The 22,432-nt window shown below is 72.3% G+C and carries 21 protein-coding genes; 19 read left to right on the top strand and 2 right to left on the bottom strand.

The window, feature by feature from the left end:
- Nucleotides 1–5: 5 nt before the first annotated feature.
- Genes ACGFI8_RS36155 through ACGFI8_RS36120 form a run of 8 tightly spaced genes read left to right on the top strand, consistent with a single transcriptional unit; the run spans nt 6 to nt 8,779 of the window.
- Entirely contained in the window at nt 6–902 is an 897-nt protein-coding gene (locus tag ACGFI8_RS36155; protein ID WP_392811525.1) for an ABC transporter permease, read from the top strand.
- Nucleotides 899–1,702, top strand: a complete 804-nt coding sequence (locus ACGFI8_RS36150; RefSeq protein ID WP_392811523.1) for an ABC transporter ATP-binding protein — start codon at nt 899–901, stop codon at nt 1,700–1,702. Before ACGFI8_RS36155 ends, ACGFI8_RS36150 begins: the two co-directional genes overlap by 4 nt.
- Nucleotides 1,693–3,132, top strand: coding sequence for a hypothetical protein (locus ACGFI8_RS36145; protein WP_392811521.1), 1,440 nt, complete (start codon nt 1,693–1,695; stop codon nt 3,130–3,132). Before ACGFI8_RS36150 ends, ACGFI8_RS36145 begins: the two co-directional genes overlap by 10 nt.
- On the top strand, nt 3,132–4,316 hold the full coding sequence (locus tag ACGFI8_RS36140; protein ID WP_392811520.1) for an acetyl-CoA acetyltransferase: 1,185 nt from the start codon (nt 3,132–3,134) through the stop codon (nt 4,314–4,316). Before ACGFI8_RS36145 ends, ACGFI8_RS36140 begins: the two co-directional genes overlap by 1 nt.
- Nucleotides 4,313–5,224, top strand: coding sequence for an SDR family NAD(P)-dependent oxidoreductase (locus ACGFI8_RS36135; RefSeq protein WP_392811519.1), 912 nt, complete (start codon nt 4,313–4,315; stop codon nt 5,222–5,224). Before ACGFI8_RS36140 ends, ACGFI8_RS36135 begins: the two co-directional genes overlap by 4 nt.
- Before the next feature lie 2 nt (nt 5,225–5,226).
- Entirely contained in the window at nt 5,227–5,721 is a 495-nt protein-coding gene (locus ACGFI8_RS36130; protein ID WP_392811517.1) for a VOC family protein, read from the top strand.
- Nucleotides 5,721–7,244, top strand: a complete 1,524-nt coding sequence (locus tag ACGFI8_RS36125; RefSeq protein ID WP_392811515.1) for a class I adenylate-forming enzyme family protein — start codon at nt 5,721–5,723, stop codon at nt 7,242–7,244. The genes ACGFI8_RS36130 and ACGFI8_RS36125 overlap by 1 nt, the downstream gene beginning before the upstream one ends.
- Nucleotides 7,241–8,779 (top strand): class I adenylate-forming enzyme family protein, encoded by a 1,539-nt coding sequence (locus ACGFI8_RS36120; RefSeq protein ID WP_392811514.1) that lies wholly within the window; start codon nt 7,241–7,243, stop codon nt 8,777–8,779. Before ACGFI8_RS36125 ends, ACGFI8_RS36120 begins: the two co-directional genes overlap by 4 nt.
- Here ACGFI8_RS36120 and ACGFI8_RS36115 read toward each other — a convergent pair.
- Nucleotides 8,770–9,741 (bottom strand): MBL fold metallo-hydrolase, encoded by a 972-nt coding sequence (locus ACGFI8_RS36115; RefSeq protein ID WP_392811513.1) that lies wholly within the window; start codon nt 9,739–9,741, stop codon nt 8,770–8,772. The genes ACGFI8_RS36120 and ACGFI8_RS36115 overlap by 10 nt on opposite strands.
- Before the next feature lie 68 nt (nt 9,742–9,809).
- On the opposite strand from ACGFI8_RS36115, the gene ACGFI8_RS36110 reads away from it, so the two are divergent.
- The 11 genes from ACGFI8_RS36110 (at nt 9,810) to ACGFI8_RS36060 (ending at nt 21,401) form a co-directional block, all read left to right on the top strand.
- Nucleotides 9,810–11,369, top strand: a complete 1,560-nt coding sequence (locus ACGFI8_RS36110) for an AMP-binding protein (protein WP_392811512.1) — start codon at nt 9,810–9,812, stop codon at nt 11,367–11,369.
- On the top strand, nt 11,356–12,507 hold the full coding sequence (locus tag ACGFI8_RS36105) for an acyl-CoA dehydrogenase family protein (RefSeq protein WP_392811511.1): 1,152 nt from the start codon (nt 11,356–11,358) through the stop codon (nt 12,505–12,507). The genes ACGFI8_RS36110 and ACGFI8_RS36105 overlap by 14 nt, the downstream gene beginning before the upstream one ends.
- A 13-nt stretch (nt 12,508–12,520) precedes the next feature.
- Nucleotides 12,521–13,564, top strand: coding sequence for an acyl-CoA dehydrogenase family protein (locus ACGFI8_RS36100; RefSeq protein ID WP_392811510.1), 1,044 nt, complete (start codon nt 12,521–12,523; stop codon nt 13,562–13,564).
- Between the two features lie 88 nt (nt 13,565–13,652).
- Nucleotides 13,653–14,753: an LLM class flavin-dependent oxidoreductase gene (locus ACGFI8_RS36095; RefSeq protein ID WP_392811508.1), complete on the top strand. Its 1,101-nt coding sequence runs from the start codon at nt 13,653–13,655 to the stop codon at nt 14,751–14,753.
- A complete protein-coding gene (locus ACGFI8_RS36090; protein WP_392811505.1) occupies nt 14,750–15,730 on the top strand; it encodes an LLM class flavin-dependent oxidoreductase in 981 nt (326 codons plus the stop codon). The genes ACGFI8_RS36095 and ACGFI8_RS36090 overlap by 4 nt, the downstream gene beginning before the upstream one ends.
- The gene (locus ACGFI8_RS36085; protein ID WP_392811503.1) at nt 15,727–17,319 is read left to right on the top strand and encodes a class I adenylate-forming enzyme family protein; all 1,593 of its coding nucleotides are present in this window, start codon (nt 15,727–15,729) and stop codon (nt 17,317–17,319) included. The genes ACGFI8_RS36090 and ACGFI8_RS36085 overlap by 4 nt, the downstream gene beginning before the upstream one ends.
- Nucleotides 17,316–18,314: an LLM class flavin-dependent oxidoreductase gene (locus tag ACGFI8_RS36080; RefSeq protein ID WP_392811501.1), complete on the top strand. Its 999-nt coding sequence runs from the start codon at nt 17,316–17,318 to the stop codon at nt 18,312–18,314. The genes ACGFI8_RS36085 and ACGFI8_RS36080 overlap by 4 nt, the downstream gene beginning before the upstream one ends.
- Before the next feature lie 9 nt (nt 18,315–18,323).
- Nucleotides 18,324–19,295, top strand: a complete 972-nt coding sequence (locus ACGFI8_RS36075) for an enoyl-CoA hydratase/isomerase family protein (protein ID WP_392811500.1) — start codon at nt 18,324–18,326, stop codon at nt 19,293–19,295.
- 8 nt (nt 19,296–19,303) lie between these two features.
- Nucleotides 19,304–20,287, top strand: a complete 984-nt coding sequence (locus ACGFI8_RS36070; RefSeq protein WP_392811499.1) for an LLM class flavin-dependent oxidoreductase — start codon at nt 19,304–19,306, stop codon at nt 20,285–20,287.
- Complete coding sequence (locus ACGFI8_RS36065; protein ID WP_392811498.1) at nt 20,284–20,619, top strand: VOC family protein; 336 nt, start codon at nt 20,284–20,286, stop codon at nt 20,617–20,619. The genes ACGFI8_RS36070 and ACGFI8_RS36065 overlap by 4 nt, the downstream gene beginning before the upstream one ends.
- A gap of 20 nt (nt 20,620–20,639) precedes the next feature.
- Nucleotides 20,640–21,401, top strand: a complete 762-nt coding sequence (locus tag ACGFI8_RS36060) for an SDR family NAD(P)-dependent oxidoreductase (protein ID WP_392811495.1) — start codon at nt 20,640–20,642, stop codon at nt 21,399–21,401.
- A 9-nt stretch (nt 21,402–21,410) separates the two neighbouring features.
- Here ACGFI8_RS36060 and ACGFI8_RS36055 read toward each other — a convergent pair whose 3' ends face one another.
- The gene (locus ACGFI8_RS36055) at nt 21,411–22,415 is read right to left on the bottom strand and encodes a patatin-like phospholipase family protein (protein WP_392811494.1); all 1,005 of its coding nucleotides are present in this window, start codon (nt 22,413–22,415) and stop codon (nt 21,411–21,413) included.
- Nucleotides 22,416–22,432: the final 17 nt, after the last annotated feature.

Here is a 22,432-nt window from a genome sequence, read left to right as displayed (position 1 = left end):
GTGCCGTGAGCCGGCTCGAACTCGACCCGGTCGCCGGCGAGGGCGAGGTGCCGCCGCCGCGCCGCACCGGCCGGCGCGGGCGCACCTCGGTCTTCTGGCTGTCCCTGCCGCTCGTGGTCGCCGCCGTCGCAGTGTTCGTGCTGCCGCTGACCGGGCTGCTGCCGGAGGCCGGCCAGGATCTGGCGGCGACCCGCAGGCCGCCGGGCTTCCTCGGCGGCGGGTCGTGGGCGCACCCCCTCGGCACCGACAAGCTCGGCCAGGACGTGCTCACCCAGTTCATCACGGCCGGCCGCCTGACGATCATGATCGGCCTGGTCGGGGCGGTCGTCGCGATCGGACCCGGCACGCTGCTCGGCCTGCTGGCCGGCTACTTCCGCGGCTGGGTCGACCGGGTCATCTCGGTGCTCATCGACGCCCAGCTCGCCCTGCCGTTCATCCTGATCGCCCTCGCGATCATCTCGAACCGGGGCAGCTCGCTGCCGGTGCTGTTCCTGGTGCTGGCGCTCACCGGCTGGGCCGTGTGCGCCCGCGTCACCCGCTCGGCCACCCTGGCGATCCGCGAACGCCAGTTCGTGTTCGGCCTGCGCGCGGCCGGCGCCTCGGAGTCCCGGATCGTGTTCCGGCACATCCTGCCCAACCTGGCCGGGACGATCGTCGCGCTCGGCACCCTGCAGGTCGGCACGGCGATCCTGGTCGAGAGCGCGCTGAGCTTCCTCGGCCTGGGCGTGGTACCGCCGATGCACAGCTGGGGCTCGATGCTGGCCTCCGGCCAGGACGAGCTGAGCCAGGCCTGGTGGATCGCGTTCTTCCCCGGGCTCGCCATCACCCTGCTGGTGCTGCTGGTCAACCTGCTCGGTGACGCGCTGCTCACGCACCACGACCCCCGGAAGAGGCGCCGATGACCGGACCGAAGACCGGGCTGCTGAAGATCTCCGGCCTTTCCATCACCGCCCGGCTGGCGGCCGACGACCTGCGCCTGCTGGACGGCGTCGACCTCGAGGTCCGCCGCGGCCAGATCGTCGGCGTCGTCGGCGAGTCCGGCAGCGGCAAGACCACCCTGGCCAGGTCCGTCGTCGGGCTGCTCGAACGCAACGTCCGGGTCGAGCGCGGCTCCATCGAGCTCGCCGGCGACCCGGTGGTGGCGCCCGGCGTCGACCGGACCGACCGGGTCCGCGGCAGCGCCGTCGGCATGGTCTTCCAGGACGCCTCGCGGTCGTTGAACCCGCTGATGAAGGTGCGCACCCATCTCGCCGAGGTGCTGCGCCGGCACGTCCGCGACATCAGCCGGGCCGACGTCGAGCGGCGCTCGGTGGAGGTGCTGGAGCAGATGCGCATCACCGACACCGCCCGCGTCCTGGACAGCTACCCCCACCAGCTCTCCGGCGGGCTGCGCCAGCGGGTCGCGATCGGCCTCGCCGTCGTCACCCGCCCCTCGCTCGTGATCGCCGACGAGTGCACCACCGCCCTCGACGTCACGACGCAGACCAAGGTCGTCGGCCTGTTCCGCACCCTGGTCGACGAGCTCGGCATCGGCCTGCTGTTCGTCACCCACGACCTCATGCTGGCCAGCGACCTGTGCGACCGCATCGCGGTGATGAGCGGCGGGCGGGTCGTCGAACAGGGCGAGGCCATGCACGTGCTGGACGAACCGCAGCAGGAGTACACGCGGCGACTGCTCGCCGCCATCCCCACGTGGAGCTGAAGGAGAACCCGCAACACATGCCCGAGCAGCCCGGCATCGACGCCTACGCGGCCTACCTCCCGGCGTACGCGCTCAACGACAACAGACTCGACGCGACCGAGCCGCCGCGACCCGGCGGCCCGGCCCGCAGCGTCGCCGCGTTCGACGAGGACGCCATCACGATGGCCGTCGAGGCGCTGCGGCACATCGCGACGGCCACCCCGGCGGGCCGGCAGCTGCTGCTCGCGACCACCAGCGCGCCCTACGAGGCGAAGACCTCGGCCGGCGTGGTGCACGAGGCTCTGGGGCTCGACCCGGGCGTCGGCGCGGTCGACCTCCGCGGCCACCGTTCCGGCGCGGCCGCCCTCGATCTTGTCGTGCGGGCCGGTGCCGTGGCAGCCATGGCCGACGTGCGTACCACCCGCCCCGGCGCACCCGACGAGCTGGCCCAGGGCGACGCCGCGGCCGCGTTCGCCGGCGGCCGGGACGCCGCCGTGCTCGTCACCCGCGCCGCTCACACCACCGAGGTCCTCGAACGCTGGCGGCTGCCCGGCGAGCGGCACGACCGCGTCTGGGACGAGCGGTTCACCGCCGAGGTCCTCGTCGCGGCCGGCCTCGACGCCGCCCGCCGTGCCCTGTCCGAGGCCTCCCTCGACGCGGCCGATCACGTCGTCGTGTCGTCGTCGAACCCGCGCGCCGCTTCGGCGCTGCGCCGCGCGCTCGGCGGCTCGGGGGAGGACGCGAAGATCGAGCGGGCCACCGGCTTCACCGGCGCCGCCCACCCCGGGCTCCTGCTCGCCGCGGCGCTCGACGAGGCGCGGCCCGGCCAGACGATCCTGCTGCTGTCGGCCACCGAGGGTGCCGACGCGTTCGTCTTCCGCGCCGGCGTCGGGGTGCGGGCGGCGCGCCGCGGGCCGTCCGTGCGCGACCAGCTCGCCGCGCGGCAGCCCGTCGGCTACGGCCGGTACCTGCGCTGGCGCGGGCTCCTGGACGTGCAGGGGCCGGCCCGGCCCGCGGCGCCGGCCCCGGCGTCGCCGCCCATGCACCGCCGAGCCGGCTGGAAGTACCGGCTGGAGGGCAGCCTGTGCGGCGCCTGCGGCAAGGTCACCACGCCGCCCGGCCGTGTGTGCGCGTCCTGCGGCATCCCCGGCGAGGGTGACGCTTCCGCGAAGGTCTCGCTGCGCGACAAGGCCGCCCGGGTCGTCTCCGTGACCCGGGACCACCTGACGACCATGCCGGAGCCGGAGGTCGTGATCGTCGTCGCCGACGTGGACGGGGGCGGGCGGCTCAGCGCGTACGCGACCGACGTCCCGCCCGGCGACGTGGCGGTGGGCATGCGGATGACGCCGACCTTCCGGCGGCTCTGGACCACCGACGCGATCCACAACTACTTCTGGAAGCTGCGCCCAGGAAAGGACACCAATGACGGCCAGGCGGAAGGGCAGGACTGATGGCCAGTAGGCGCACGGCCCATGACGTCGCGATCGTCGCGATGGGCTGCACCCCGTTCCGGGACCACTGGAACCTCTCGGCCGACGACCTCCTCGTCGACGCCGTGCACGAGTGCGTCGGGTCCCTCCCGGCCGTGACCCTCGACGACATCGACGCGTTCTGGGTCGGCACCCAGGGCTCGGGCATGTCCGGGCAGACCCTGGCCCGGCCGCTGCGCCTCGTCGGCAAGCCCGTCACCCGTGTGGAGAACTACTGTGCCACCGGCTCGGAGGCGTTGCGCAACGCGGCGTTCGCGGTCGCGTCCGGCGCCTACGACATGGTCATGGCGACCGGGGTCGAGAAGCTCAAGGACTCCTCGTTCTCCGGCCTGTCCGCGGTTTACCCGCCCGCCGACGGCACCGAAGTGGACTGGACCGCCCCGGCCGGGTTCTCGCTGCTCGCCCCGGCCTATCAGGAGGCGTACGGTGTGGACGCCCGCGGCATGCGCAGCGCCCTGACCAAGGTCGCCATGAAGAACCACGCGAACGGCGCGCTGAACGAGCGCGCCCAGTTCCGCAAGGCCGTCACCGCCGAGACCGTCGAGAACGCCCCGCGCATCGCCGGGCCGCTCGGCGTCATGGACTGCTCGGGCGTCTCCGACGGCGCGGCCGCGGCCATCCTGGTCCGCGCCGAGGACGCCCACCGGTACACCGACAAGCCGGTGTTCCTGCGCGGCATGAGCTTCGTCGCCGGGTCGGGTGCGGGGCTCGCCACCGACGGCTACGACTTCACGACCTTCCCGGAGGTGGTCGCCGCGGCCCGGCAGGCCTACGAACAGGCGGGCGTCACCGACCCGGCGTCGCAGATCTCGCTGGCCGAGGTGCACGACTGCTTCACGCCGACCGAGGTGGTCCTCATGGAGGACCTCGGGTTCTCCGAGCGTGGCAAGGCCTGGCGCGACATCCTCGACGGCCGCTACGACCTCGACGGGGCGCTGCCGGTCAACACCGACGGCGGCCTCAAGTCGTTCGGCCACCCGATCGGCGCGACCGGGCTGCGCATGATGTTCGAGTGCTTCACGCAGCTGCGCGGTGAGGCCGGCGACCGTCAGGTACCGAACGCCCGGCTCGCGGTCGCCCAGAACCTCGGCGGGCAGCCGGGCTCGTGCGTCGCGTTCGTCGCCGTCCTGGGCAACGAGCGATGAGCGCGCGGGTCAGCTTGGACGGCCGGGTCGTCGTCGTGACGGGCGCCGGCAACGGGATCGGGCGGGCGCACGCCCTCGCCCTCGCCGAGCGCGGGGCGCTGGTGGTCGTCAACGACCTCGGCGGGGCCGTGGACGGGTCGGGCTCCTCGGGAGCGGCCGAGCGGGTCGTGGCGGAGATCCACGCGGCCGGCGGTACCGCCGTCGCGTCCACCGACTCCGTCGCGACCGCGGACGGGGGTGCCAGCCTCGTCCGGTGTGCTGTCGACGAATTCGGCCGGGTCGACGCCGTGATCCACAACGCCGGCATCCTGCGGGACCGCACGCTGGCCAAGATGGGCGACGAGGACGTCACCGCCGTGCTCGACGTGCACCTCACCGGCGCGTTCAATGTGCTGCGCCCCGCCTGGCCGCACATGGTCGAGCGGGGGTACGGCCGCATCGTGCTGACCAGCTCGGCGTCCGGGCTGTTCGGCAACTTCGGCCAGGCCAACTACGGGGCCGCCAAGACCGGCCTCATCGGCCTGATGAACGTCCTGGCCCTGGAGGGCGCCCGCCGCGGCATCCTGGTCAACGCGATCGCGCCCACCGCGGCGACCCGCATGACGGACGGCCTGCTCGGCGACCTGGCCGACCGGTTCGACCCGCGGCACGTCGCCGCCGTGGCGACGTTCCTTGCCTCGGAGCAGTGCACGCTCAGCCGGCACATCCTCACCGTCGGGGGCGGGCGCGTCGGGCGGATCTTCCTGGGCGTCACCCCCGGCTGGTACGGCGGGCCCGAGCCGGCCTCGCCCGACGACATCCTCGAGGCCATCGACGACATCTGCTCCCTGGACGACTTCATCGTCCCCGACAGCGGGGCTGACGAGGTCGCGCTGATCCAGCAGGCCCTCACCGAAGAAAGCGAATGACAATGCCGGTCAGCGAAGTGCACCACGTGGCCATGACCGTCTCCGACGTCGAGCGCGCCGCGGACTTCTACGAGAAGGCGCTGGGCTACCGCAAGACGCTGCGGACCGACGTCGGCGGGCCCGGGATCGAGGTGTCGCTGGGGCTGCCCGCCGGCACCACCGGCCGGGTCCAGTACATGCAGGGGCCCAGCCGGATCGGCCAGCTCGAGCTCATCGAGTGGAACGGCACCAAGACCCGGACCGCGACCGCCGGCCACCTCGAGCTGGGCACCTTCCTGCTCAGCTTCGAGGTGCCGCTGGAGGAGATGGACGAGCTCCACCGGCGCATGGTCGACCTGGGCGCCGAGTGCCTGACCGAGCCAAACCGGGTCCTGCTGGAGAACTACGGGTACATCACCGCGTTCGCGGCCCGCGACCTCGACGGCAACCTGCTGGAGTTCGTGTCGCTGCCGACCCGGGAGGAGATCCTGGCCCACCGACGTGGAAGCGGCAGCTGATGGCCACCAGCAACTTCGCCGAGACCCTGCGCCTGCAGGCGCTGCGGCGCGCCGGCCGCGAGGCCCTGGTCGACGGGGACGCCCGCTGGACCTACGCCGAGCTCGACGCCGACGTCGATCGGCACGCGGCCGCGCTGCTCAGCGCCGGCATCACCGACGGTGACCTGGTCGGCGTGCTCGGGCGCAACACCGCGACCTACGTCATCGAGCTGCTCGCGCTCAGCCGGATCGGCGCGATCTCGGTCCCGCTCAACTGGCGGCTGCACGCGAACGAGCAGGCGTACGTCATCGACCAGGCCGGCATCACCTGGCTGCTCTACGACGACGACTTCGCCGGCGACGCCGCTCACCTGGCGGCCGGGACCGGCGTGCGCGGCGTCGCCAACGGCGAACGGGTCGTCGCCGGCGCCGACCGGCTGGCCGTCCTGCTCGACGGGCAGCCGCCCGGCGTCCGGGTCGCGGACGCGGAGAAGGGGCCCGGCGACATCCACCGCCTGCTCTACACCTCGGGCACCACGGCGCATCCCAAGGGGGTCGTCCACACCTGCGGGAACCTCACCGCGAACCACCTCGCGCAGGTGCTCGAGCTCGAGCTCACCCAGCACGACCGGATCCTCGTCTCCGCGCCGCTGTTCCACGTCAGCGGGCTGGAAGCACCGGGCCTGGCGACGTTCGTGGCGGGCGCGACGATGGTGCTCACGCCCACGTTCAAGGCGGAGGACATCGCCCGCGTCGCCGCGCGGGAGCGCATCACAGGCATGGTCCTCGCGGCGCAGATCCTGTTCGGCCTGCTCGACCTGGACAGCCCGCCGGACCTCGGCTCGCTGCGGTACCTCCTCTTCGCCGGAGTCGCCCCGAGCGTGCGGCGTAAGGTCAAGGGGCGCCTGCCGCACGTCCGCCTCATCGACACCTTCGGCATGACCGAGCTGTGCAACGGCGTCTGCTACATGGACGCCGCCCACGAGGAGAGCAAGATGGGCGCGCTCGGGGCCCCGTTCCCCGGCGTGCACATCAGGATCGTCGACGAGCACTTCCGCCCGGTCGCGCCCGGCGTCGAGGGGGAGATCATCGTCCGCGGCGCGAAGATCTCGCCCGGCTACTGGAACGACGACGAGGCCAACCGGCGCACCCGGCGCGACGGCTGGTTCCTGACCGGCGACGTCGGCCGGATCGACGAGGACGGCTACCTGTGGTTCGTCGACCGGCGCGCCGACCTGATCAAGTCCGGCGGGGAGAACGTCGCCAGCGCCGAGATCGAGCGGGTCATCGCGCAGCACCCCGACGTCAGCGAGGTCGCCGTCATCGGCGTCGCGGACCCGACGTGGGACGAGGTCCCCAAGGCGTTCGTCATCCTCAGGGACGGCGCGGCCACGACCGCCGAGGACATCCGCGAGCACTGCCGGGCCGCCCTGGCGAAGTACAAGGTGCCGAAGTACGTTCAGGTCGTGGCGTCGCTGCCGCGCAACGACTCCGGCAAGGTCCTCAAGAAGGGCCTGCGCGAGGCCGAGGCCGCGATCTCATGAGCACCGCGAACATCGCCGCGATGCTGGCCGGCAACGCCCTGCGGTTCGCCGAGCGGGACGCGCTCGTCTTCGAGGGGCGCCGGTGGACCCACCGGCAGCTCGACGACGACGTCAACGCCTTGGCCGCCGGCCTGACGGCCGAGGGCGTCGGCCGGGACGACCGGGTGGCGATCGTGGCGAACAACGTGCCCGAGTTCCTCATCCTGTCGCTGGCGCTGTCGAAGCTCGGCGCCGTCTTCGTGCCGCTGAACTACCGGCTCACCGCGGGGGAGCTCGCGCAGCTGCTCGGTCACGCCGGGGTCCGGGCGGTGGCGACCGTACCGGAGTTCGCCGAGCTCACCGCGGCCGCGATCGCCGGCCTGCCGCAGGTGCGCCGGTTCGCGCTGGAGCCGATCGACGACGGCTGGGTCGACCTGCGGGCGCTCGTCGAGTCCCACCGCGGCGCCCGGGTCGCCGACGCCGAGCTCGACGACGCGGCACTGCAGCGCATCGTCTACACCTCCGGCACGACCAGCCTGCCCAAGGGCGTCATGCTCACCCACGGCAACGTGAACATGAACATGCACGCCCAGATCGTCGAGCTCGGGCTGCGCCCGACCGACCGGATCCTCAACTTCGCGCCGCTGTACCACGTCGGCGGCACCGACCTGCCCGGCTACGGCATCTGGCACGTCGGCGGCTGCATGGTGCTGCAGCGGCGGTTCGACCCGGCGGCCGTCCTGCGCGCGATCGAGACCGAGCGGATCACCGGCATGGTCATGGCGGCGACGATGCTCGACATGGTCCGCCGCGCGGCGGAGGCCGTGCCGGCCGACCTGTCGCCGGTGCGCTGGATCATCTACTCCCAGGTGACCTCCGCGCTGTTCGCCGTGGCCCGTGGCCTGTTCCCGAACGCGCGGCTGATCGAGGGCTACGGCCTCACCGAGACCTGCAGCGGGCTGACCTACCTCGACGAGGCCCACATGGAGTCCAAGCAGGGCTCGGTCGGCATCGCGGTGCCGTGGGTCCAGGTCCGGGTCGTCGACGCGGACGGCGACGACGTGCCGGTCGGCGAGAACGGCGAGGTGGTCGCGCGCGGGCCGAAGGTGAGCCCCGGCTACCTCGACGACCCGGAGGCGACCCGCGGCGCGTTCCGCGACGGCTGGTTCCACACCGGCGACGTCGGCTGCTTCGACGAGGACGGCTACCTCTACATCCGCGACCGCCTCAAGGACATGATCCGCAGCGGCGGGGAGAACATGTCCAGCGCCGAGATCGAGAACGTGCTCGCCGACCACCCGCTCGTGCTGGCCGCGTCGGTCGTGGCGGCGCCGCACCCGAAGTGGCAGGAGGTCCCGGTCGCGTTCGTGATCGGCCGTCCGGGCCTGGAGCCCGGCGACCTCATCGCCCACGCGCGGGAGCGCCTCGGCAAGTTCAAGGTGCCGAAGGAGCTCTACATCGTGGACGAGTTCCCGACCAACCCGTCGGGCAAGGTCCTCAAGCGCACCCTGCGCGACCTGCGCTCCGGCATGACACCGGACTGGACCTACGGCTGAGCGCGCAGCAGGGCGAGCGTGTGGACGAGGCAGAAGCGCCTGGTGCCCCGGCCCAGCTCGGCCCACGGCTTCTTCCACGTCATCCGCCGCGCGACGTCCCACGCGGTGGCGTCGCCGTGCGCCAGCTCGTGCGCCGCGGCGACCTCGGCCCGGTGAAACGCCTTGAGCTGCTCGGCGCGGGCGGCCACGTCGCCGTACGGGTACTGGTGTGCGGGGCACGCGATCGCCGCGCCGAGGTCGCGGATGCGGTCCAGCGACCGGAACAGGTCGCCGGCCGGGTCGTCGCCGGGCCGGCTCACGATCGCGAGCTGGGTGGGGCCCTCGGCCATCATGGTGTCGCCGGTGAACACCAGCCCGCGGGTGTCGAAGTACACCGTGTGCCCGTAGGTGTGCCCCGGGGTGCTCACCGCGCGGATGGTCACGTCGCCGAAGCCGAACTCCCGGTCCTGCGTCAGGACGACGTCGAGCTCCAGATTCTCGTCGTGCACGGCGACCGTCAGGGCGTCGGCGTACATCTCGTCGATGACGGCGCGCGGCGCGCCCGTCAGCTCGAGCGACGCGCCGAGCTGGCCGAGGAAGTCCCCGCGCGCGGCGTGCATGGTCGCGAAGTCGTCGGCCTGCCCCATGACGACCCGCGCGCCGGACACCTCCCGGATGCGACCGGCGAAGCCGACGTGGTCGGGGTGGTTGTGCGTGATGAGGACGGTCGAGATCGCCTCGACCCGGTGGCCGACCGAGGTCACCGACCGCTGGAACGACGCCCAGCAGCTCGGGTGCCGGTAGCCGGCGTCGACGAGGACGAGCCCGCCCGCGGTCTCGATCAGGAACACCGTGACGTACCGCAGGGCATGGCCGTTGAGGGGGACGGGGATCGCCCAGACGCCGTCGACGACCTCGGCGGGGGTCGGCACCTCGCGGGCGCGGTAGCTCGCCGCGTGTGCCTCGCTTGCGGGTATGGACATCGTCTGAGGGCTCCCTTACTGTTGAGCCATAACATACCGGATGGTCGGAATTTAACTCAAGGAGTCCGATGAGCGACGAGCGGACCGGCTTCCGGCTCTGGGCGGCCGCCGAGCCGGACCTGTGCGCGATCGTGACGGCCGACGATCGGCGGATCTCCTACGGGGAGCTCTTCGCCGAGGTGAACCGGATCTCGCACGGCCTGCGCACCCGAGCCGGTCTCGAGGCCGGCGACACGGTCGCGGCGGTCATGACCAACAGCGCCGGCATGGTCGCGCTGTACCTCGCGGCGATGCAGTCGGGGCTGTACCTGGTGACGCTCAACTACCACCTCACCGAGCCAGAGGTCGCCTACATCCTCGGCGACAGCGGGGCCAAGGTGGTCGTCGGCTCCGAGCGCGTCGAGGACGTCGTCGTCGCCGCGGCCGCGCCCGGCGTCCAGGTCTTCGTCGACGGTTCGCCCGCCACGGACCGGGCCAAGCCGCTGTCCGAGCTCACCGCGGGCATGCCCGGGACGAGCCCGCGGGACACGCCGGCGGGCTCGCTCATGATGTACACCTCGGGGACCACCGGCCGCTCGAAGGGCGTCAAGCGGCCGCTCAGCGGCATCGACGCGGACGCCGGGGCGCTCACCTACGTGTGGCTGTTCAAGGAGTTCGGGATGCGGCGCGAGGCGTTCGCGTCCTGGCTCGTCTCCGCCCCGATGTACCACTCCGCCAACATCACCCCGGCCATCGGCGCCCTGCACGCCGGCGGCACGCTGGTCCTGATGGACGGCTGGACGCCCGAGGGCTTCCTGCGGCGGGTCCACGAGCTGCGCGTCACGGGCTCCAGCATGGTGCCGACGCACTTCTACCGGCTGCTGCAGCTGCCGCAGGAGGTGCGCGACGGCTACGACGTCTCCTCGCTGCGCTACGTGCTGCACGGCGCCGCCCCGTGCCCGCGCGACGTGAAGCAGCGGATCCTCGACTGGTTCGGCCCCGTGGTCTACGAGTACTACGGCTCGACCGAGGTCGGCACGACCGTCGCGCGCCCGCACGAGTGGCTCGCCCACCCGGGCACGGTCGGGCGCCCGGCCTCGATCTCGACCCTGAAGATCCTCGACGAGCAGGGCAACGAGGTGCCCGCCGGGCAGACCGGCATCGTGTACATGCGGCAGGGCGACGACAAGGTCGAGTACCACAACGACCCGGGCAAGACCGACGGCGCGCGCCGCGACGGCCTGATGACCGTCTGGGACGTCGGCCACGTCGACGAGGACGGCTTCCTGTACATCACCGGCCGCGCGGCCGAGCTCATCCTGGTCGGCGGGGTCAACGTCTACCCGGCCGAGATCGAGGCGGCGCTGATGGGCCATGACTGGGTCGCGGACGCCGGCGTCGTCGGCGTGCCCGACCCGGAGTTCGGCGAGGTCGCGCAGGCTCACGTCGTCCTGCGCGACGACGCGCCCGAGGCCGCCACGGTGGTCGAGGCGCTGCGGGTGTACCTCGAAAGCCGCCTCGCGAAGCCGAAGCGCCCGAAGTTCTACGTCGTGCACGAGGCCCTGCCGAGGGACCCGAACGGCAAGCTCTACAAGGCCCGGCTCGCCCGCCGCGACGACCTGGTGGAAGGTGGACATGGACTTCGATGACAGCGAGGCCGACCTGGCGTTCCGGCGGGAGGCCGGCGGCTGGCTCGACGACGCGCTGCGGGACGTGCCCGACCAGGAGGAGCTGTCGCAGTCCGACCGCGAGCGCTGGTCCCGGGTGTGGCAGGACCGGCTGTGCGCCGGCAACTGGGCCGGGCTGTCGTGGCCGGTCGAGCACGGCGGGCGGGGGATGGACTCGCTTGCGCAGGCCATCTTCAACGAGGAGGCCGCCGTGCGCGGCGCGCCCTACCCGCTCAACGGCGTCGGCATGATGCTGGCCGGGCCGACGATCATCGCGCACGGCACCGCCGGGCAGCAGGCGCGTCACCTGCCCGGGATCCTGCGCGGCGAGGAGTACTGGTGCCAGGGCTTCAGCGAGCCCGGCTCCGGTTCGGACCTGGCGAGCCTGCGCACGGCCGCGACCCGGGTCGACGGCGGCTGGCGTATCAACGGCTCGAAGATCTGGACCTCCAACGCGCACAACGCGTCGAAATGCCTGCTGCTGGCGCGCACCGACCCCGGCGCGCCGAAGCACCAGGGCATCACCTACTTCCTCGCGCCGATGGACGGGTTCACCGTCCGCTCGCTGGTGATGATCAACGGCGACACCGAGTTCAACGAGATGTTCCTCGACGACGTGTTCGTCCCCGACGAGGACGTGCTCGGCGGCGTCGGCAACGGCTGGAGAGTCGCGCTCACGACGCTCGCGTTCGAGCGCGGCAGCATGGCGCTGAACCTGTGGGTGTGGGCCCGCCAGGCGGTGGACCGGGTCATCGACGTCGCGATCGAGCGCGGCGTGGCCGGCGACAGCGCGTTCCTCGACGCGGTGGGTGCGCTGCAGTGCGACGCCGAGGCGGTCCGGATCGGGTCGATGCGCATGCTCGGCGAGAGCCAGGCCGGCGGCGTCCCTGGGCCGGAGACCTCGGCGCTGAAGAGCCTGTGGGCCGGGGTGGTGCAGAACGCCAACCGGCTCGCGGTACAGCTCGACGAGGCCGGCGGGGTCCTGCTCGACGGCGACGGCGCCGCCGCAAGGATGCGCCGGTACCTGCGCGCCCGCGCCCACACGATCGAGGGCGGCACCGAGGAAGTCCAGAAGTCGATTCTCGCGGAGCGGGTGCTCGACCTGCCCCGCTCACGCTGAGCGGAGCCGCCGCATGCGCGCGACATTCACCCAGGAACAGCTGGAGATCGGTAAGACCGTGGGGTCCCTCGCGGAGGGGGAGGGCGTCACCGCCCGCGACGCCCTGTCCGGTCCGTGGCGCGCCCCGGCGTGCGACGGCCCGCTGCTGCGTGACTTCGGGCTCCTCGGGGTGCCCGAGGCGGCCGGGGGCATCGGTTCGAGCCTCATCGACCTGCTCGTCGCCGTCGAGGCGCTCGGCGAGCGCCTCGTCCCGAGCCGGTTCCCGGCACACATGGCCGCCGTCCAGCTGTTGTGCGGCGCCGGCGCCTTGTCCGGCGCCTTGTCCGGCGACGTCCTCGACGGCCGCCGTGTCCTCACCCCCGCGGTCGGCGTGCCGGGCGCGCCCGGGATCCCCGGGACCCCTGAGACCCCCGGGACCCCCGGGACCGTGGTCCGGACGCTGGTGCGCTACGCGGCGCAGGCGGACGGCTTCGCCGCCCTGGGCGACGGCGGCGTCTGGATCGCCGAGGCGGCCGGCATCGCCCCGCGGCGGTCGCTCGACCCCTCGGTGCCGCTCTCGGACGTCACCCTGGCCGCGCCCGAGCCCGGCGGCGTCGCCCTGGCCGGCGATGGCCTGCGGCGCTCGACGCTGGTCGTGGCCGCCGAGCTGTGCGGCGTCGCGCAGGGCGCGATCGACCTGGCCGCCGAGCAGGCCCGCACCCGCCGGCAGTTCGGCCGGGTGATCGGCTCGTTCCAGGGGGTCGCGTTCCAGCTCGCCGAGGCCGCCACCATGCGCAAGGCCGCGTGGGACCTGACCCTGTACGCCGCGTGGGCGGTCGACAACGCCCGCCCCGACGCCGAGATCCAGGTGCACGCGGCGAAGGCCGCCGCCGGCCGGGCGGCCGTCTTCGCCGCCGAGCGCTGCATCCAGGTCCACGGCGGCATGGGCATCACCATGGAGGCGGACCCGCACCTCTTCCTGCGCCGGGCCTTCGTGCTCGACGCCGCGTTCGGGCGCGGCTCCTGGCACCGCCGCCGCACCGGTGAGCTGCGCGTCCGGGCCCGCCGGGCGGGTTAGGCCCTAGAGGGCCTGGCCTGCGGCGCCCTTGCAGGCCATTCGCAAGACCAGTAACATACCGGCTGGTCGGAATACACGAGGAGAGACCGTGAAGTTCGGCATCATGAACCTGTTCCCGGCGAGCGACGGCACATCGGATCACCAGGTGCTTCGAGAAACGCTCGACGAGATCCAGCTGGCGGACGAGCTCGGGTTCGACTCGGTCTGGCTGGCCGAGCACCACTTCTCGAAGTACGGCATCCTCGGCGGTCCGGTGAACTTCGGCATGGCCGTCGCCGAGCGCACCAAGCGGATCACCATCGGCACCGCCGTCGTCGTGCTGCCGCTGCACAACCCGCTGCGCCTGGCCGAGGACATCGCCGCCCTCGACGTGCTCAGCGGCGGCCGGGTCTCGATCGGCGTCGGCCGCGGCTACCAGCCCTCCGAGTTCGCCGGCTTCGGCATCCCGCTCGAGGAGTCCAAGCAGCGCTACCAGGAGACCCTCGACGTCCTGCGGCTGGCGCTGTCGCAGGAGAACTTCTCCTACCACGGCCAGCACTTCCAGTACGACAACATCACGACCTACCCGCGGCCCTTCACCCCCGGCGGCCCGCCGATCCTGCAGGGCACCGTCTCCCCGGACAGCTTCCGCGAGCGCGGCGCGGTGGGCGAGCCGATCATCACCTCGCCGAACTTCACGCCGCTGGGCATCATGCAGAAGAACTTCAGCCTGTACCGGCAGAGCATGCTGGACAACGGGTTCGACATCTCCACCTACGACCTGCCGTTCATGCAGCAGGTCTGGTGCGGCGACGGCGAGGAGGGCCTCAAGCAGGCCGCCCAGGCCGCGATGAACTACTACAAGTCGGTCGGGAAGGTCATCCCGGGCTCCGAGGAGGCCATCGAGAAGGAGCGCAACTACTACGCGGCGGTCGCGAAGAACATCGAGCTGCTGACGCTCGAGCAGACGCTCACGCACGGCGGGAACTTCGGCTCGGCGCAGCGGGTCATCGAGACGATCGAGCTGCTGCGCGAGCAGCTCGGCATCAACCACTACATCGGCTGGCTGCGGATCCCGTCGCTGGACCGCAAGGCCGCGCTCAAGTCGATGGAGGAGTTCGCCGCGAAGGTCATCCCGCACTTCCGCGCCGCCGACAAGGCCGCGGACCACAGTGGCAGTGACAACGTGACCGAGGCGGTCGTCGGGTGAAGATCAGCTGCTTCCTGAGCGCCCAGTTCGATCCGTCGGCGCCCGCCGTCCACGGCATCGACGACGTGGTGACCCAGGCGGCCGCTGCGGAGGCGGCTGGATTCCACGCCGTCTACCTCGGACACCACTACCTGGCCCGGTCGGCGTTCGTGCAGCCGGTACCGCTGGCCGGCTACCTCGCCCACGCGACCTCGCGCGTTCGCATCGGCTTCGCGGTCCTGCTGGCCCCCCTGCTGAACCCGGTCGCGCTCGCCGAGGACCTCGCGTCGCTCGACGTGCTCTCCCGCGGGCGGCTGACCGTCGGCCTCGGCGCCGGCTACCGCAAGCGCGAGACCGCCGCCTTCGGTGTCGCGTGGGACGACCGGTTGCGGCGCCTGCGCGAGTACGTGCCGATCCTGCGGTCGCTGTGGAACGGCGAGACGATCGACGTCGCCGGCAGCTGGGGTGAGGTCCCCGGCGCGTCCCTGGCCCTGCGCCCGGTGCAGCCCGGCGGCCCGCCGCTGTGGATCGGTGCGTTCGCCGAGCCCGCGATCCGCCGCGCCGCGCGGCTGGACGCGCCGTGGCTCATCGGCCCCAAGGGCAACGACGAGGAGCTCGCCCGGCTGCTCGGGATCTACCGCGGCGACCTGGCCGAGCACGGCTTCGCCCTGGACCGGGAGTACCCCATGACCCGCGAGGCCTACATCGGCGACAGCTACGCGGCCGCCGTCGCGGGGGTGCGCCCGCACCTGCGGCGCCAGTACGCCGGCTACAAGTCGTGGGACGACGCCCAGTCGCTGGACCTGGACCGCTACCTGGCCGAGGACTGCCTGGTCGGGTCGGCGGACGAGATCGTCGAGAAGCTCCGCCGCTGGGAGACCGACCTCGGCATCACGGAGATCTCGCTGCGCCACCAGTTCGTCGGCGCCGGACAGGAGGAGGCCATGGAGCAGCTCGCCCGCTTCGGCGCCGAGGTCATCCCGCGGGTGACGGGATGACGACGGATATGAACGGCGTGAACCTCGCCCGGATTCTGCAAGGGCGCCGCACGGACCGCCGCGACGTGCCGGGCCTGCACGGCGACGACGGCCGCTGCTGGACCTTCGACCAGATCGACCTGCTCGCCGGCGGCGTCGCCACCGCGCTGCGCGCCGAGGGCATCGGCCCGGGGGACCGGGTCGCGTTCTACCTGACCAACGGCCCCGAGATCGTGTTCTTCCTGTTCGGCGCCTGGAAGATCGGCGCGGTCCCGGTCACGGTCAGCAGCCTGTACAACGCCTCCGAGCTCGCCGAGTCGGTCGCGAAGACCGGCCCGCGCCTGCTGCTCGTCGACGGGCGCCGCCCGGACGTGGTCGCCGAGTTCCTTGCCAGCGCTGAGGCCGGCGCCGAGGCCGGGGCCGGCGCCGCCGTCCAGGTCCGCTCCGTCGCGCCGGAAGTCGACGGCGTCCCGCCGCTGCGCTGGGAGCGGGAGGTCCGGGTGCCGGCCGTCGGCGTCGCCCCGGACTCCGAGGCCTGCATCCTGTTCACCGGCGGCACGACCGGGCGGCCGAAGGCGGTCAGCGTCACGCACGGCGGGACGCGCGGGTCGCTCGAACGCCTCGCCCGGGTCTCCACCGGTACCGACGCCGAGGGCACCGCCGCCCTCGACGCCAAGCCGAACCTCATCGCCCTGCCGCTGTTCCACAGCGGCGGTCAGCACTCGCTGCTGTTCGCGTTCTTCGTCGGCCGGCCGGCGGTGGTCTGGGAGCGCTTCGGCGTCGACCGCCTCGCCGGCCTGATGGCCCGGTTCGAGTTCGACAACTTCTTCTTCCTGCCCACGATGGTCTTCGACATCGTCCACGCCGAGCGGGACCTCCCGTTCGGCGGGGTCAAGTCCGTCCTCGTCGCCGGGCAGGCGATCTCGTGGCCGGTGCGGCGGGCGTTCGAGGAGCGCTACCACGTCCCCATCCTGGTCAACTACGGCTCGACGGAGGCCGGGCACATCGCCGGCTGGAACGGCCGGGACATGAAGGCCGGCCTGTGGAAGCCCGGATCTGCCGGCCGGGTGTACCCGGGCGTGGAGCTCGAGATCCGCGACGACGACGGCAACGCCCTGCCGACCGGCTCGGAGGGCGAGGTGGTCGTGCGCTCCGAGCTGACCAGGGGCTACGTCGACGACGCCGAGGCGTCCCGCGCGCTGGTCCGCGACGGCTGGGTGCACACCGGCGACATGGGCTACGTCGACGAGGACGGCGTGCTGTTCCTCGTCGGCCGCAAGCGCGACATGATCAAGTGTGGCGGGTTCCAGGTGTGGCCCGAGGAGATCGAGGACGAGCTGCGCGCGCACCCGCTCGTGCACGACGTCCGCGTCCTCGGCCTGCCCGACGACCGGCTGGGCGAGATCCCGGTGGCGCTCGTCGTGCGGGAGGCCGACGACTCGATCTCCGACGCGGACCTCGCCGAGCGCCTCGTCGCGTTCGCCCGCGACCGGCTCGCCCACTTCAAGACCCCCCGCCGGATCGAGTTCGTGCCCGCACTGGAGCGCAGCACGACCGGCAAGATCAGCCGGGCCTCGACGCCCGTGCTGGACGGAGGCGTGAGCGGATGAAGTTCGGCATCATGGCGTCGCACCAGTACCCGCACGGCGACGACCTCGGCAAGCACCTCGACGACCTGTTCGGCACCGTCGAGCTCGCCGCGGAGCTGGGCTACGACTCGGTGTGGACGATCAACCACTTCCAGTCCAACCTCGCCACCCCGCAGCCGATCTCGATGATGGCGAGCCTGATCCCGCGCTCCGGCGACATGCTGCTCGGGACCGGCATCCTGCTGCTACCGATGTTCCACCCGGTGCACATCGCCGAGGAGTTCGCGACGCTGGACCACCTGTCCGGCGGGCGGGTGATCCTCGGCGTCGGCGCCGGCTACCGCGACAACGAGTTCGCCGCCTTCGGCATCGACCCGGCCACCCGGTTCCGCCGCCTCGACGAGAGCCTGCGGCTCATCCGCGCGCTGTGGACCGGGGAGCCGGTCACCTCCGGCGGCGAGTTCTACCCGCAGACCGACGCCACGATCGGCGTGCGGCCGCTGACCCCGGGCGGGCCGCCGATCTGGATCGGTGCCGGGGGCAAGAAGGCGGTCCGCCGGGCCGCGCGGCTCGGCGACGCCTGGTACGCGCCGGGCAACTCCCCGAGCCGGCGGTTCCTGCCCGAGCACCTCGCCGTCTACAACGACGCGCTGGCCGAGTACGGCCGGGACCCGGCGTCGGTGCGGCGGCCGGTTGGCGTCGAGCTCTACTGCGCGCCGAGCACCGAGCGGGCCGCCGAGGAGGCGCTGCCGCACGCCCGGGTGGAGTACTCGACCTACGCCGAGTACCCGGCGCTGCGGTGGCAGCGGGACCGGTTCGACGAACTCGTCCGCAACACGCTGCTGCTGGGCTCGCCGGAGTTCCTCGTCGAGCGGATCTCCGCCCTGCGCGACATGGGGTTCGACCACCTCATCTTCCGCCCCGGCTGGCTCGGCATGCCGACCGAGAAGGTCCGTGCCTCGCTGCGGCTGTTCGCCACCGAAGTGTTCCCCGCCTTCCGAGAAGTCACACCCTAAGGAATCGCCGTGAAGAAGACCGAAGCCGAGCTGCTGGAGAACCAGTGGGACGTCGAGAACATGGAGGTCGACCCCGAGGTCCTCGCGAAGTACGTGCGGTACGACGTCGACGAGCAGCGGGCCGTCGCCACCATCACCTTCGACCGGCCCGAGCGGCTCAACGCCGTCCCGGTGGCCGCGTTCGAACGGGTCGGCGACCTGGTCCGTGAGGCCGAGGCCGACGACCGGGTCAAGGTCATCGTGTTCAAGGGGGAGGGCGAGCACTTCGGCACCGGCGCCGACGCCTCGGAGCTCGGCCACTACATCGGCTACAAGGCCGGCACGGACAAGGCGTCGCGGCGCCGGCCCGCGCAGCGGCAGCGCATCCTGCCCGACCGCAACGTGCTGAGCTCCGGCTTCACCCGCCCGATCATCGAGTCGCTCAAGGCGACCATCTGCCAGGTCCAGGGATACTGCTACGGCGGGCACTTCCAGATCGCGCTGTCCGCCGACATCGTCATCGCCACCCCCGACGCCAGGTTCACCCACCCGGCGTTCCGATACCTCGGCCCCGCCCCGCAGGACATGTACCACTGGATCGAGAAGGTGGGCCTGACGACGATGAAGGACGTCATGCTCACCATGCGGGCCATCGGCGCCGAGGAGGGCGAGCGCAAGGGCCTGGTCACCAAGGTCGTCGAGCGCCACGAGCTGCAGCGGTGGGTCGACGACTACGCCGACGCGATCGCGGTCATGCCGCTGGACTCGCTGATGATGGGCAAGTCGATGATGCAGTTCATCATGGAGGCCCGCGGCAAGGGCCTGGGGGCGATGACCGGCTGGGTCGGGCACGGCTGGGCCACCAACGTCAGCTTCGACGAGGGAGACTGGAACTTCCTCAAGGAGCGCCGCGAGAAGGGCGTCCGCCAGGCGCTGGCCGACCGCGACCGGCTGGTCGCGCCCTACTTCCGGCTCAGCGACACCCGTTCGCGCGAGGAGTAGGCGTACCGGTGAAGTTCGGCATCCTGCTCGACCACCAGTACGAGCCCGGCGACGACCTGCGGCGGCGGACCGGCGAGACCGTCGAGTACGTCCAGCACATCCGCGACCTCGGCTACGACTCGGTGTTCGGCATCCACCACTACCTGTCGTCGCTGAGCACGCCGCAGCCGCTGCCGCTGCTGAGCCGGCTCATCGACCACTCCGGCACCATGCGGCTGGGCACGGGCATCCTCATCCTGCCGCTGGGTCACCCGGTGCACTGGGCCGAGGAGATCGCGACGATCGACCAGATGTCCGGCGGCCGGTTCGTCCTCGGGATCGGCTCGGGCTACCGCGACGTCGAGTTCGCGTCGTTCGGCATCGACCGGCGGACCCGGGTGTCCCGGATGAACGAGGCCCTCGAGGTGATGCGGCGGCTGTGGACCGGCGAGACGGTCACCCACAAGGGCAGGCACTTCGAGCTCGACGGCGTGCGGTGCAGCGTGCTGCCCGTCCAGCGGCCGCATCCGCCGGTGTGGGTCGGCGCCAACGGCCCGATCGGCATCGCCCGGATCGCCCGGCAGGGCCTGCCGTGGCTGGCCCCGTCGAACGTCCGCCGCAACTGGGCCGTCGGCAACCTCGCCGACTACCGCGACCACCGCAGGGCGGCCGGGTTCGGCGAGGAGGGCGCGGTCTTCCCGATCCACCGCGACCTGTGCGTCGCGGACTCGTTCGACGCTGCCTACGCGCTGGCCGGCGAGCCGGTGCGCCGCTCCTACGGCGAGTACGTCCAGTACGGCATGGACTACTTCGAGTCGCAGTGGGACGGCATCAAGGAGAAGGCGCTGTTCTTCGGCTCGCCCGACGACATCGCCGCGAAGATCCGCGACTTCGCCGCCGCCGGCTACAACCACTTCGTCTTCCGCGCCCAGTGGCTCGGGCTGCCGATCGAGCGGTCGATCGAGATCGTCGAGCGGTTCGCGCGCGAGGTCATGCCGAGGTTCCGCGCATGAGGATCGGACACGTGATCGTCCCCGCCGGCGACCTGGACGCCCAGATCGGCTTCTACGCCGCCCTCGGGCTGACGACGAAGTTCCGCGACGGCGACCGGTACGCCGCCCTCACCGACGGCGCGGTGACCATCGGCCTCGCCGACGAGTCGCAGCAGCCCGTCCCGGGCCGGACCGTGCTCAGCATCCAGGTCGACGACCTGGACGCCTGCGTCGCGCGGCTGGCCGCGGCGGGCGCCACCGCGGGAGAACCGGTGGTGGGGCCGCACGAGCGGCGGACGCTGGTCACCGACCCGGCCGGCAACCCGGTCGTCCTCTACGAGCGGGCGGCATGAGCGCGAAGGAGCAAGTAGGGATGGAACTCGCCCGGACCGCCGCGATCGTCACCGGCGCCGCCTCCGGCCTCGGCGCGGCCACGGCCGCCGCGCTGGCCGGCCGCGGAGCGACCGTGTACGGCTTCGACCTCGAGCCCGCCATCGACGCCGTGCACGGCACGCAGGCCGGGGTGGAGTACGTCGGCGTCGACGTGACCGACCCCGCCGCGGTCCGCGACGCGGTCGCGCGCGCGGCGGGCGGCGCCGACCCGCTGCGAGTCGTCGTGAACTGCGCCGGGATCGCGCCCTCGGAACGCATCCTCGGCAAGCGGGGCGTCCACGACCTCGAGCGGTACGCCAGGGTCGTCCAGGTCAACCTGATCGGCACCTTCAACGTCATGGCGCTGGCCGCCGAACGCATCGCGGAAGGGTCCCCGGACGCCCGCGGCCAGCGCGGCGTGATCGTGAACACCGCCTCCGTCGCCGCCTACGAGGGGCAGGTCGGCCAGGCCGCGTACGCCTCCTCGAAGGGCGGCATCGTCGGCCTCACCCTGCCCGCCGCCCGCGACCTGGCCCAGCACGGCATCCGGGTCATGACGATCGCACCCGGCATCATGCTGACACCGATGATGCAGACGGTTTCGGAGGAGTACCGCAGGGGCCTCGCCGCCGGCGTGCCGTTCCCGAGCCGCCTCGGCGACCCGGAGGAGTACGCCGGTCTCGTGCTGTCCATCATCGCCAACGACTACCTCAACGGCGAGGTCATCCGCCTCGACGGCGCCCTTCGCATGCCACCCCGCTGACCGTCCCGGCTACCGTACCCGGCTCGGCACCGACCGGTGCCTGGCGACGTAGGCGTCGAAGTCCCAGGCCGGGCGGTCGCCGGTGCCGTCGAGGAACTCCTGGGCCGCCCTGCGCCCGTTCTGGAACAGCATGTTCTGGCTCTCCGCGTCGAGCTCGAAGTCGGTGGCCCGGACGTGGCCGGTGTCGACGAAGATGGTGCGCTCCACCGCGTCCTGGCTGTCGATGTGCATGCGGTCGTAGAACCCGGTGAGCGTCTTGAGCATGGCGATGCTCATGCTCGCGATCCCGGTGATCGGGTTGACGATGCCCTGGGCGGCATCCGGGCGGGCGGACAGCTTGATCCCCAGCGTCGGCCAGCGCGGTCGCCGGCCGGGTTCGGCGTCGAAGACGTCGATGGGGTAGTTCGACAGCATGCCGCCGTCGACGAGCCACGAGTCCTGCCCGTCGGCGGATTCCCAGTGCACCGGCGTGTAGAAGAACGGGATCGACATGGAGGCGCGGACCGCGTCGACGATGAACTCGTCGTCCCGGGCCCGTTCCCGGCGGTAGTGCCCGAGGTCCCAGGGCAGCCGGCGCAGGCAGCCCTGGCTGATGTCGGAGGCCATGACCACGAGCCGGTACCGGCGTTCGGGCGGGAGCGGCCGATCGGGGTCGGAATATCGCAGGTCGCCGAACGTGCGCACGCCGGCGGCGTTGAGCTGCTCCGCCAGCCACGCACGCAGGTAGTTGCCGTGGAAGATCCCCTGGTCGAACACCAGGCCGAAGGCCTTGCCGACCGTGAACCGCTCGGCCCAGTCGGCGTCCTGGAAGGCGCGGTAGTCCACCTTCCGCATGATCTGGGTCAGCGTCGTCGCGGGGATGCCGGCGGCGACGAGCGAGCCGACGATCGCGCCCGCCGAGGTGCCCGCCACGCGCTTGAACTCGTATCCGCGCTCCTCGAGGACGCTGATCGCCCCGACCAGGGCGATGCCCTTCACGCCGCCACCCTCGAGCACGAGATCCGCACCGGGCATCGCAGCTCCTCTCACCG

It is taken from the genome of Dactylosporangium sp. NPDC048998, from assembly GCF_043197855.1.
In the GTDB taxonomy this organism is placed as follows: Bacteria; Actinomycetota; Actinomycetes; order Mycobacteriales; family Micromonosporaceae; genus Dactylosporangium.
The sequence above is the reverse complement of the archived record's forward strand: the minus strand, read 5'-3'. Positions and strand labels throughout refer to the sequence as shown.